Origin of the sequence: Streptococcus sanguinis (assembly GCF_050222175.1) — a bacterium.
Classification (GTDB): domain Bacteria; phylum Bacillota; class Bacilli; order Lactobacillales; family Streptococcaceae; genus Streptococcus; species Streptococcus sanguinis_M.
The window spans coordinates 1,602,018-1,614,838 of the sequence record NZ_CP071420.1 but is presented as its reverse complement, the minus strand read 5'-3'; the positions used below and the strand labels follow the sequence as shown (position 1 = coordinate 1,614,838).

The window sequence follows — 12,821 nt, the reverse complement described above, 5'->3', positions numbered from 1 at the left end:
ATACTTTGACTTCGTTAGATCACACAGCTTTCACAATGGTTGGCACCTACTTCGCCCCCATCATCAGTGAAAGTACGGACGTAGTAGATGGACTTGATACCCTTGTTGAAGGCATAGTTACGCAGGATAGAAAGGTCGCGGGTTGTTTGCTTGCTTTCTTTTTTCCATTCGTAGAGGCCTTTAGGAATATCGCTGCGCATAAAGAGAGTCAGGGAAAGACCTTGGTCCACGTGCTCAGTTGCGGCTGCATAGACATCGATAACCTTTCGCATGTCCATGTCATAGGCACTGGTGTAGTAAGGGATAGTCTCAGTTGACAGACCAGCAGCAGGATAGTAGATCTTACCGATTTTCTTTTCTTGACGTTCTTCGATCCGTTGAGTAATTGGGTGAATTGAAGCAGAAACATCATTGATATAGCTGATAGAGCCATTTGGCGCAACGGCTAGTCGGTTTTGGTGGTAGAGACCATCAGCCTTGACCTTATCACGCAACTCTGCCCAATCCTCTGCAGATGGGATAAAGATGCCAGCAAAGAGTTCTTTGACACGGTCAGACTTAGGTACAAATTCACCCGTCAGGTATTTGTCAAAGTACGTGCCATTAGCATAGTCAGATTTTTCAAAGTTATGGAAGGTCACGCCACGCTCACGAGCGATATTATTAGACTCAACCAAGGTCCAGTAGTTCATGAGCATGAAGTAGATGCTGGTGAACTCTACAGCTTCCGCTGATCCGTAATCGATCAACTGCTGAGCCAAGTAGCTGTGCAGTCCCATAGCTCCCAGACCAAAGGTGTGCGCCAGACTATTACCGTTGTCGATAGATGGCACAGCTGTGATGTGCGAGCTGTCTGTGACAAAGGTCAGGGCGCGTGTCATGGTCCGGATGGATTTTCCAAAGTCAGGCGATGTCATCATGTTTACAACGTTGGTAGAGCCTAAGTTACATGATACGTCTGTTCCCAAGTGAAGATACTCTTGCGCATCATTCAAAAGGCTAGGCTCTTGTACCTGCAGGATTTCAGAGCAAAGGTTACTCATGACGATTTTACCGTCGATTGGATTTGAACGGTTGGCCGTATCAATGTTTACGACATAAGGATAGCCAGATTCTTGTTGGAGTTTGGAAATTTCTGTTTCCAAATCACGGGCCTTGATCTTGGTCTTAGTGATATTTGGATTAGCGACCAATTCATCGTATTTTTCAGTGATGTCAAGGTAGGCAAATGGCACTCCATACTCGCGTTCAACAGAATAGGGGCTGAAGAGGTACATTTCTTCATTCTTGCGCGCTAATTCATAGAACTTATCCGGAATGACAACACCGAGTGAGAGGGTTTTAACCCGAACTTTTTCGTCAGCATTTTCTTTCTTAGTAGAAAGGAAGGCAATGATATCTGGGTGGAAGACATTGAGGTAAACAACCCCAGCTCCTTGACGTTGGCCCAGCTGGTTAGAGTAGGAGAAACTGTCCTCAAAGAGTTTCATAACAGGTACAACGCCAGATGCAGCTCCTTCATAACCCTTGATAGGTGCTCCAGCTTCCCGTAGATTGCTGAGGGAAATACCGACCCCGCCACCGATACGAGAGAGTTGCAAGGCAGAGTTGATGGAGCGGCCGATTGAGTTCATGTCATCTGTTACTTGGATGAGGAAGCAGGAAACCAATTCACCGCGACGAGCCCGACCAGCGTTGAGGAAGCTTGGTGTAGCTGGTTGGTAGCGCTGGTGGATAATTTCATTGGCAATATCCTTGGCAATGGCTTCATCTCCGTTGGCAAAGTAGAGGGCGTTGAAGAGTACCCGATCCTCCATGCTTTCCAGATAGTATTCGCCATCATTTGTCTTCAGGGCATACTGGTTGTAGAACTTATAAGCAGCCATGAAAGATTTAAACTTGAAATCTTGAGCATGGATAAAAGCAGTCAGCTCCTCGATGTATTCAGGAGAATAAAGTTCAATAAATTCCTTCTCCAAATAGTTTTCTTCTATTAAATATTTAATTTTTTCTGTGATAGAAGAAAATTGCTTGGTGTTTGGCTCAACGTTTTCTTTAAAAAAAGCTTTTAAGGCTTCTTGATCTTTATGAAGCATAATCTGACCATTAACTGGACGGTTGATTTCGTTGTTGAGTCGGAAGTATGTCACATCCTCTAAATGTTTGAGTCCCATGTTTTTCCTTTTCTATATAAATAAGATAATTAGCTAGCGGGAAAATATCCGCCTTACAAAAGAAACGGCCCCTATGAGCATAGGAGCTGCAGTTTGCCCTGATAATCTGTCTTTTAGTTTATCTCCCAATCAAGGCGCGCTGCCCTCAAAATAAACTACATTAAGACAGTTTTTTCAATTTACCAGGTTGGAAACCAGAAAATGCCTCAGTTGCTGTCTGAATCACAGGAGCAGCGTTGAAACCAAGATCTTTGACATGGTCAATGAATTCTGGCTGTTCGTCCAAGTTGATTTCGCGGTATTCTACATGATTAGTATCTAAGAAGCGCTTGGTCATTTTGCACTGAACGCAGTTATTTTTTGAGTAAATAGTTACCATTAAAAATTCCTCTAAACTTTCGTTTTTTCTTTTAAATAATACGAAACTAGTATATCTAAAAGAAAATAGAATGTCAATAGTTTTGAACTAAATATTGTGTGATATTTTGTTATAGGATAGATTACAATACAATATATAGTGTTTGGATAAGTGGTGAAAAGAAGTGAAAAATTGCAGAAAAGGAGCAAAATGCTGATGCGGCAATGCTTAAACAAGTCTTAAAATGTTAGAAAAATGACTGGCAGCTTTTCCGCTAAAAACAAAAATCCAATATCTTGTGTTACAGAATTTAGGGAATCACTAGGAGGAGTGGAGGGAGGAGTTTATATTCTTATTTTATAACAATTAGTTCCTATAAAATAAGAAATTAACAATTGAAAATTTGGTGGCAGACTTTTTTGAATAAAGCTTGGGAAATGTGGGATTTAGCTCGAAAATTCTCTCTTCAATATAATAAGAAGAGTTTTCATTTCCTAAGAAATATTTTGTAAGCGGGCTATAAAATTCTTGAAAAAGATTTCAAAAGGTGATATAATATCAACTTGTAAGGGTTATCACAATAACTCAAAAAGAATTATTTAAAAGGAGAGTCTAACTATGGCTTCTAAAGATTTCCACATTGTAGCAGAAACAGGTATTCACGCACGTCCAGCAACTTTGTTGGTTCAAACTGCTAGCAAATTCGCTTCAGACATCACGCTTGAATACAAAGGTAAATCAGTAAACTTGAAATCTATCATGGGTGTTATGAGTCTCGGTGTTGGCCAAGGAGCTGATGTTAAGATCTCAGCTGAAGGTGCAGATGCAGACGATGCTATCGCTGCAATCTCTGAAACAATGGAAAAAGAAGGATTGGCTTAATATGACAGAAATGCTTAAAGGAATTGCAGCATCTGACGGTGTTGCCGTTGCTAAGGCATATCTATTAGTTCAACCGGATTTATCATTTGAGACTGTTTCAGTCGAAGATACGAATGCAGAAGAGGCTCGTTTGGATGCAGCTCTTGAAGCTTCACAGAACGAGCTTTCTGTTATCCGTGAGAAAGCAGTAGATAGCCTTGGTGAGGAAGCCGCTCAGGTGTTTGACGCTCACTTAATGGTACTTGCTGACCCTGAAATGGTTGGGCAAATCAAAGAAACAATCCGTGCGAAAAAGACCAATGCAGAAGCTGGTCTGAAAGAAGTAACGGACATGTTTATCACTCTCTTTGAAAACATGGACGACAATCCATATATGCAGGAACGTGCGGCAGATATCCGCGACGTGACAAAACGTGTTCTTGCTAACCTTTTGGGCAAGAAATTGCCAAACCCAGCGTCTATCAATGAAGAATCAGTTGTGATTGCTCATGACTTGACTCCTTCTGATACAGCACAGCTGGATAAGAAATTTGTTAAAGCTTTTGTAACCAATATCGGCGGACGGACAAGCCACTCTGCTATCATGGCACGTACGCTTGAAATCGCAGCAGTATTGGGAACTAATAACATTACTGAACTTGTAAAAGACGGCGATGTGATCGCAGCTAACGGTATCACCGGTGAAGTGATTATCAACCCAACTGAAGAGCAAATCGCAGCATTTAAAGCAGCTGGTGAGGCTTATGCTAAGCAAAAAGCTGAATGGGAATTGCTTAAGGATGCTCAGACTGTGACTGCAGATGGCAAGCACTTCGAATTGGCTGCCAATATCGGTACACCAAAAGACGTTGAAGGTGTCAATGCTAACGGTGCAGAAGCAGTTGGTCTTTACCGGACTGAGTTTCTTTATATGGATTCTCAAGACTTCCCGACAGAAGATGAGCAGTATGAAGCATACAAGGCTGTGCTTGAAGGCATGAATGGAAAACCAGTTGTTGTTCGTACGATGGATATTGGTGGAGATAAGGAGCTTCCTTACTTCGATATGCCGCATGAAATGAACCCATTCCTTGGTTTCCGTGCTTTGCGTATCTCTATCTCTGAAACTGGCGATGCTATGTTCCGTACACAAATCCGCGCTCTCTTGCGTGCTTCTGTACATGGACAATTGCGCATCATGTTCCCAATGGTAGCCCTTCTAACAGAATTCCGCAAAGCTAAAGCGGTTTATGACGAAGAGAAAGCTAAGCTGCAAGCTGAAGGCGTTGCAGTAGCAGACAATATCCAAGTGGGGATTATGATTGAAATCCCAGCAGCAGCTATGTTGGCGGATCAATTTGCCAAGGAAGTAGACTTCTTCTCTATCGGTACCAACGACTTGATCCAGTACACTATGGCAGCTGACCGGATGAATGAGCAAGTCTCTTACCTCTATCAACCTTACAACCCATCTATCCTTCGCTTGATTAACAATGTTATCAAAGCAGCTCATGCTGAAGGCAAGTGGGCGGGTATGTGTGGAGAAATGGCCGGCGACCAAACAGCGGTGCCATTGCTCGTAGGTATGGGCTTGGATGAATTCTCTATGAGTGCGACTTCTGTCCTTCGGACTCGTAGCCTCATGAAGAAGCTGGATACGAAGAAGATGGAAGAACTGGCTCAGCGTGCACTGACTGAATGTGCAACGATGGAAGAAGTTCTTGAGCTTGAAAAAGAATATCTGGACTTCGATTAATCTGAAAATTAAGATCAGGGAGTTTTTCCTGGTCTTTTTTAGTTTTCTTCAAAGGCATAGTGAAGTTTGTTCAGAAAGTTGAAATCAAAGAAAATAGAAATAATCAGATATAATATGAACAAACTTAGACAATCTATCTTAATTGTGAAAAAATTCTTTAAATTTATAACTTTTGGTTGAAATTTTCAGAAAATTTGGTAAAATAATATTTAATAACATTTTGGAGGGGACAAGTGACACAATATAAAAACTATATAAATGGAGAGTGGAAAGTTTCTGAAAATGAAATTACCATCTCATCTCCTATCAACAATGAGATTTTAGGAACTGTGCCTGCCATGACTCAGGCAGAGGTTGACTATGCGATGGCAAGCGCTCGTGCGGCTTTGCCAGCTTGGCGAGCTCTTTCAGCAGTTGAACGTGCAGCTTATTTGCATAAGGTTGCGGATATTTTGGAGCGCGATCAGGAGAAGATTGGCGAAATTCTTGCAAAAGAAGTTGCCAAGGGGATCAAAGCGGCAGTCGGAGAGGTAGTCCGGACAGCAGACTTGATTCGCTATGCGGCTGAAGAAGGCATTCGTATTCACGGTCAGGTTATGGAAGGTGGCGGCTTTGAAGCTGCCAGTAAGAAAAAACTGGCTGTGGTTCGTCGTGAGCCTGTAGGAGTTGTACTGGCCATTGCGCCATTTAACTACCCAGTCAACCTGTCTGGTTCCAAAATTGCTCCTGCCCTTATCGGCGGAAACGTCGTGATGTTTAAGCCACCTACTCAAGGTTCAATTTCTGGTCTGCTCCTGGCTCAAGCTTTTGCTGAGGCTGGTCTGCCTGCTGGAGTTTTCAATACCATCACAGGACGTGGTTCAGAAATCGGGGATTACATCATTGAGCATAAGGAAGTAAACTACATTAACTTTACTGGCTCCACCCCAATCGGTGAGCGCATCGGGAAGTTAGCTGGTATGCGTCCAATTATGTTAGAATTGGGTGGTAAGGATGCTGCAGTTGTGCTGGAAGATGCTGACTTGGAGCATGCAGCTAAGCAGATTGTTGGCGGGGCATACAGTTATTCTGGCCAGCGCTGTACGGCTATTAAACGTGTCATTGTCATGGAGAGCGTAGCAGACAAATTAGCGGCGCTGATTAAGGCAGAGGTAGAGAAACTGACGGTTGGGGATCCCTTTGATAATGCGGATATCACACCAGTCATTGATAATGCATCAGCAGATTTCATCTGGGGCTTGATTGAAGATGCTCAGGAAAAGGGAGCGTCAGCCTTGACAGAAATCAAACGTGAAGCAAATCTCATCTGGCCTGCCTTGTTTGACCATGTGACACTGGATATGAAATTAGCTTGGGAAGAGCCATTTGGTCCTGTTCTTCCGATTATTCGTGTGACTTCCGTTGAAGAGGCTATTCAGATCTGTAACCAGTCAGAGTTTGGTCTTCAATCTTCAGTCTTTACAAATGATTTCCCTAAAGCATTTGAAATTGCTGAGAAACTGGAAGTGGGTACTGTACATATCAATAATAAGACCCAACGTGGTCCAGATAACTTCCCATTCCTTGGAGTTAAGGGATCTGGAGCAGGAGTGCAAGGGATTCGTTACAGTATCGAAGCGATGACACAAGTGAAATCCATCGTGTTTGATGTGAAATAATGAGAAAGGCGGCTTTGTGCGGCCTTTTTTCTTACATTGATGAACTTGTAAATCTAATAAGATTACCTCATGATTTGAAAAGAATCAAGCATTTATATGTTTAATTGCTTATTATTTTAAAATGTAAATTTACATATTGGTCTATATCTTTATGAAAATTTTCATCTTTTTCTTGTTTTGGATAGCTCCTATATTTAGCGAAAAAGGAATAAAAACATACTTAGAGGCACAAAATGCAGTGTTTTCTCTCTCATTTATTACTAATTTTAGCTAATGTTCGGTTTTAGTGATTTTCCGTAAGGATATTTGAAATTTACTTGAAAAAGAGATAAAAATAATGTAGAATAGTATTATAGAAAACGCTTACAAATAGAAAGGTGATTACATGGATAAGAACGAAGCATTAAGAACCTTTACAACAGGTGAAAACTTTCATTTGCAGCATTATCTAGGGGCGCATCAGGATGAAGTGGACGGCAAGTCTGGCTACTCTTTCCGCGTTTGGGCGCCTAATGCTCAGAGTGTCCATTTGATTGGAGATTTCACCAATTGGTATGAAGAGCAGATTCCTATGGTCCGAAATGAAGCGGGCGTTTGGGAAGTCTTCACGGAGCTGCCTAAGGAAGGTGATATATACAAGTACAATATCAAGCGCAGCAGTGGTCAGGAAATTTTGAAAATTGATCCGCTGGCTATTTATCTGGAAGAGCGTCCGGGCACGGGAGCAGTCATTCGCACTATTCCTGAGAAGAAGTGGAAAGACGGTCTTTGGCTGGCACGCCGGAAGCGCTGGGGCTTCTTCTCTCGGCCGGTCAATATCTATGAAGTGCATGCTGGTTCGTGGAAACGCAATGAAGACGGCAGTCCTTATAGCTTTGCCCAGTTAAAAGAAGACTTGATTCCGTATCTGGTGGAGATGAACTACACGCATGTGGAATTCATGCCGCTTATGGCTCACCCGCTGGGACTTAGCTGGGGCTATCAACTCATGGGCTACTTTGCCTTTGAGCACACCTATGGCACGCCTGAGGAGTTTCAGGACTTTGTCGAAGAATGTCACTTGAACAATATCGGTGTCATTGTGGACTGGGTACCGGGTCATTTCACTATTAATGATGATGCTTTAGCCTACTATGATGGGACACCGACTTTCGAGTATCAGGACCACGATAGGGCCCATAACTATGGATGGGGTGCTCTCAACTTTGATTTGGGCAAGAATCAGGTTCAGTCTTTCTTGATTTCCAGCATTAAATTCTGGATTGATTTTTATCATCTGGACGGAATTCGGGTTGATGCTGTCAGCAATATGCTCTATCTAGACTATGACAGCGGTCCATGGCAGCCAAATAAAGATGGCGGCAATCGTAACTATGAAGGCTATTACTTCCTGCAGCGCCTCAATACGGTTATCAAACTAGCCCATCCTGATGTCATGATGATTGCAGAGGAAAGCTCCTCAGAGACCAAGATTACTGGCATGAGAGAGCTGGGTGGTCTTGGATTTGACTACAAGTGGAATATGGGCTGGATGAATGATATCCTTCGCTTCTACGAGGAAGATCCGATTTATCGTAAGTACGATTTTAATCTAGTGACCTTCAGCTTTATGTACGCTTTCTCTGAAAACTTCCTCCTGCCATTCTCGCATGATGAAGTGGTTCACGGCAAGAAGAGTCTCATGCATAAGATGTGGGGTGACCGTTACAATCAATTTGCAGGGCTCCGCAACTTGCTGACCTACCAAATCTGCCATCCGGGCAAGAAACTGCTCTTTATGGGCTCAGAATTTGGTCAGTTCCTAGAATGGAAGTCAGAAGAGCAGCTAGAATGGTCTAATCTGGACGATCAGATGAACAAAAAGATGCAGGGCTTCACTGCTGCACTCAATGCCTTCTATAAAGACAATCGTCCGCTTTGGGAAATTGATTTGAGCTACGATGGCATCGAAATCATTGATGCGGATAATACCGATCAAAGTGTCCTCTCCTTCATCCGTAAGACGGAAAAAGGAGATATGTTAGTTTGTGTATTCAATATGGCGCCGGTAGAGCGGAAGAACTTTACCATTGGTGTTCCAGTGGAAGCCATTTATGAAGAAGTATGGAACACTGAATTAGAAGAATGGGGAGGTGTTTGGAAGGAACATAACGAAACAGTTCAGTCTCAAGAAGGACTTTGGAAAGATTATCCACAGACCTTGACCTTTACGTTGCCAGCTCTTGGAGCCAGCATCTGGAAGATCAAGCGTCGGATTGCTCGAAAAAATGTTAAAAAAGATTCCACAAAGGAGTAATAGTCTATGAAGAATGAAATGCTAGCTTTGATTCTTGCCGGCGGGCAAGGAACTCGTCTTGGAAAGCTCACACAGAGTATCGCAAAACCTGCGGTACAGTTTGGCGGCCGCTATCGTATTATTGACTTCGCCTTGTCTAACTGTGCCAACTCCGGTATTCACAATGTCGGTGTCATTACTCAATACCAACCACTAGCTCTGAACAGTCATATCGGAAATGGTTCTAGCTGGGGGCTCGATGGTATTAACTCGGGCGTGTCCATTCTTCAGCCTTATTCTGCGAGCGAAGGAAATCGTTGGTTTGAAGGTACCAGCCATGCGATTTATCAAAATATTGACTATATCGACAGTATCAATCCTGAGTATGTCCTGATTTTGTCTGGGGACCATATCTACAAGATGGACTATGATGATATGCTTCAATCTCACAAGGACAACAATGCCAGCCTGACAGTTGCTGTTTTGGATGTGCCTCTCAAAGAAGCCAGCCGTTTTGGTATCATGAATACAGATGCTAATAATCGGATTGTTGAATTTGAAGAAAAACCAGAACATCCTAAGTCAACCAAGGCTTCTATGGGGATTTATATCTTTGACTGGCAGCGTCTGCGCAATATGCTGGTAGCTGCTGAAAAGAGTAATGTGGATATGTCTGACTTTGGTAAGAATGTTATCCCTAACTATCTTGAATCTGGAGAAAGCGTTTATGCTTATGACTTTGCAGGCTATTGGAAAGACGTTGGTACAGTAGAGTCTCTCTGGGAAGCCAACATGGAATACATCAGCCCAGAAAATGCTCTGGATAGCCGCAATCGTCGCTGGAAAATTTATTCTCGCAACTTGATTTCTCCGCCAAACTTCATCAGTGAAAATTCCCATGTAGAAGATTCGCTGGTCGTTGATGGCTGTTTCGTTGACGGTACAGTAAAACACTCTATTCTTTCTACTGGTGCTCAAGTCAAAAAGGGCGCAGTCATTGAAGACTCTGTCATCATGAGTGGAGCTGTTATTGGCAAAGACGCTAAGATCAAGCGGGCCATTATCGGTGAAGGGGCTATCATCTCTGATGGTGTAGAGATTGATGGTACAGAGGAAGTATATGTTGTTGGATACAACGAGAAAGTGGGGGTACCAAAAGATGAAGATTGATAAATACTCAGCAATTTTAGGAAATACAGTCGGCTTTCATGATATGTCAACTCTGACAAATCATCGTCCAGTAGCCAGCTTGCCATTCGGTGGGAAATACCGTTTGATTGACTTCCCGCTTTCAAGTCTTGCCAATGCTGGTATCCGCAGTGTCTTTGGTATCTTCCAGCAGGACAATATCAGCTCTGTTTTTGACCATATTCGTTCAGGTCGTGAGTGGGGTCTGTCTACTTTGCTTAGCCACTATTACCTAGGAATCTACAATACTCGTGTAGAAAGCTCTACAGTCGGTGAGGAATACTATGATCAGCTTTTGACCTATCTGAAACGCTCTGGTTCCAACCAAACGGTCGCACTTAACTGCGATATCTTGGTCAATATTGACCTCAATCAAGTTTTCCATTTGCACAATACAACAGAACAGCCGATTACAGTTGTCTATAAGAAATTGCATAAGGAAAATATTTCGGATGTAAATGCTGTCCTAGATATTGATGAGACGGACCATGTTAGAGGTCATAAACTCTTTGATGGTCGAGAAGATGCTGAGCTCTTTAATATGTCTACAGACATCTTTGTGTTGGATACTCCATGGCTGATTGAAAAGCTGGAAGAAGAAGCCAAGAAAGAGCATCCGCAAAAACTTCGCTATGTCCTGCGTGATTTAGCAACTCAGGAAGGGGCATTTGCCTACGAATATACAGGCTATCTGGCTAATATCTATTCTGTAGAGACCTACTACAGATCCAATATCGATATGCTTGAAAGTAAGAAATTCTACTCTCTTTTCAGTCCGAACCAAAAGATTTACACAAAGGTTAAGAATGAAGAGCCAACTTACTATGCTGAGTCTTCAAAAGTATCTCGCTCCCAGTTTGCGTCAGGAAGCATTGTGGAAGGTGAGGTCATCAATTCTGTGATTTCGCGGAATACCAAGATTAAGACTGGAAGCAGTGTTAAACACAGTGTTCTCTTCCCTCGAGTGAAAGTTGGAGAAAATGCAACTGTCGAGTACGCGATTGTGGACAAGGGTGTTGAAATTGGCGAAGGAGTGGTGATTCGCGGAACTGCAGAAGACCCAATCGTAGTCAAGAAGAGCCAAAAAGTTACAGAGGACATAATTCGATGAAGATTTTATTTGCAGCAGCAGAAGGAGCCCCATTTTCTAAAACAGGTGGTTTGGGAGACGTTATCGGCGCTCTCCCCAAATCACTGGTCAAGGCTGGCCATGAAGTTGGTGTTATTCTGCCTTACTATGACATGACCCATGCCAAATTTGGCGACCAAGTGGAAGACCTTTTCTACTTTGAAGTCAGTGTTGGCTGGCGTCGCCAGTACGTTGGAGTCAAGCGACTGGTCTTGAATGGTGTGTCCTTCTATTTTATTGACAATCAGCATTATTTCTTCCGCGGCCATGTTTACGGGGATTTTGATGATGGTGAGCGCTTTGCTTACTTCCAGTTAGCAGCGGTTGAGCTGATGGAGCGGATTGATTTCATTCCAGATGTTCTGCATGTTCACGATTATCATACAGCTATGATTCCTTTCTTGGTTAAGGAAAAATACCATTGGATTCAAGCCTATCAGAATATCAAGACTGTCTTGACCATCCATAATCTGGAGTTCCAAGGTCAGTTCCCTGACAGCATGCTTTGGGAACTATTTGGAGTGGGCTATGAGCGCTATGCAGATGGCACCCTACGTTGGAATGACTGTCTCAATTGGATGAAGGCTGGTATTCTCTATGCGGACCGAGTGACAACTGTATCACCTAGCTATGCAGGCGAAATCCGTACACCAGAATTTGGCTGCAATTTGGATCAAATCCTGCGGATGGAGTCCGGTAAGCTGGTCGGAATTGTCAACGGTATAGATACAGATATCTATAATCCAGAAACGGATCCGCTATTAGCCCATCACTTTAACAAATCTGACTTATCTGGTAAACTAGAAAACAAGCGAGCTTTGCAAGAGCGAGTTGGTCTGCCTGTGCGTGATGATGTGCCGGTAGTTGGGATTGTTTCCCGTCTGACCCGTCAGAAAGGCTTTGATTTGGTAGTGGAAGAGCTGCATAATCTCCTCCAGGAAGATGTGCAGATTATCCTCTTGGGAACAGGGGATCCAGCTTTTGAGCAGGCTTTCGCTTGGTTTGGTCATGCCTATCCTGATAAGCTTTCAGCTAATATTCTCTTTGATGTAACCTTGGCTCAGGAGATCTACGCTGCCAGCGATATTTTCCTCATGCCAAGCCGCTTCGAACCTTGTGGCCTTTCACAAATGATGGCCATGCGCTACGGAACCTTGCCTTTGGTGCATGAAGTGGGCGGTCTGCGTGATACCGTCGAGCCTTACAATGTCTATACAGGACAGGGAACGGGCTTTAGCTTCAATAACTTTTCTGGCTACTGGCTGACTTGGACCTTCAAGGAAGCACTCAAGCTCTATGCCGATGACAAGGAAGCTTGGAAATCTCTGCAAGAACAGGCGATGGAAAGAGACTTCTCTTGGGATACAGCCAGCAAGGCTTACAGTGATTTATATCAATCACTTTTATAACATTTACTTTGGA

Annotated in this window: 9 protein-coding genes; 7 read left to right on the top strand and 2 right to left on the bottom strand. The window is 43.1% G+C overall.

Features of this window, described 5'->3' with window-relative positions; translation table 11 throughout:
• Window positions 1-14 precede the first annotated feature (14 nt).
• Both nrdE and nrdH read right to left on the bottom strand, forming a co-directional pair.
• The gene (gene nrdE, locus J1C91_RS07870) at window positions 15-2,174 is read right to left on the bottom strand and encodes a class 1b ribonucleoside-diphosphate reductase subunit alpha (protein WP_125439086.1); all 2,160 of its coding nucleotides are present in this window, start codon (window positions 2,172-2,174) and stop codon (window positions 15-17) included.
• A 160-nt stretch (window positions 2,175-2,334) separates the two neighbouring features.
• The gene (gene nrdH, locus J1C91_RS07865; protein ID WP_002897920.1) at window positions 2,335-2,553 is read right to left on the bottom strand and encodes a glutaredoxin-like protein NrdH; all 219 of its coding nucleotides are present in this window, start codon (window positions 2,551-2,553) and stop codon (window positions 2,335-2,337) included.
• A gap of 597 nt (window positions 2,554-3,150) precedes the next feature.
• Between nrdH and J1C91_RS07860 the strand changes: the two genes are divergently transcribed.
• From J1C91_RS07860 to glgA, 7 genes are all read left to right on the top strand, one after another.
• Complete coding sequence (locus J1C91_RS07860; protein WP_002896017.1) at window positions 3,151-3,414, top strand: phosphocarrier protein HPr; 264 nt, start codon at window positions 3,151-3,153, stop codon at window positions 3,412-3,414.
• 1 nt (window position 3,415) lies between these two features.
• On the top strand, window positions 3,416-5,149 hold the full coding sequence (gene ptsP / locus J1C91_RS07855; RefSeq protein WP_002896016.1) for a phosphoenolpyruvate--protein phosphotransferase: 1,734 nt from the start codon (window positions 3,416-3,418) through the stop codon (window positions 5,147-5,149).
• A gap of 233 nt (window positions 5,150-5,382) precedes the next feature.
• Window positions 5,383-6,807 (top strand): NADP-dependent glyceraldehyde-3-phosphate dehydrogenase, encoded by a 1,425-nt coding sequence (locus J1C91_RS07850; protein WP_002910196.1) that lies wholly within the window; start codon window positions 5,383-5,385, stop codon window positions 6,805-6,807.
• A 385-nt stretch (window positions 6,808-7,192) separates the two neighbouring features.
• A complete protein-coding gene (gene glgB, locus J1C91_RS07845; RefSeq protein ID WP_002902694.1) occupies window positions 7,193-9,103 on the top strand; it encodes a 1,4-alpha-glucan branching protein GlgB in 1,911 nt (636 codons plus the stop codon).
• A 6-nt stretch (window positions 9,104-9,109) separates the two neighbouring features.
• Window positions 9,110-10,252: a glucose-1-phosphate adenylyltransferase gene (locus J1C91_RS07840; RefSeq protein WP_002897914.1), complete on the top strand. Its 1,143-nt coding sequence runs from the start codon at window positions 9,110-9,112 to the stop codon at window positions 10,250-10,252.
• Window positions 10,242-11,381 carry a glucose-1-phosphate adenylyltransferase subunit GlgD gene (gene glgD / locus J1C91_RS07835; protein ID WP_002900749.1) on the top strand — a complete coding sequence of 380 codons (1,140 nt, stop codon included), beginning with the start codon at window positions 10,242-10,244 and terminating at the stop codon, window positions 11,379-11,381. The genes J1C91_RS07840 and glgD overlap by 11 nt, the downstream gene beginning before the upstream one ends.
• The gene (gene glgA / locus J1C91_RS07830; RefSeq protein WP_002900748.1) at window positions 11,378-12,808 is read left to right on the top strand and encodes a glycogen synthase GlgA; all 1,431 of its coding nucleotides are present in this window, start codon (window positions 11,378-11,380) and stop codon (window positions 12,806-12,808) included. The genes glgD and glgA overlap by 4 nt, the downstream gene beginning before the upstream one ends.
• The last annotated feature ends 13 nt before the right edge of the window (window positions 12,809-12,821 follow it).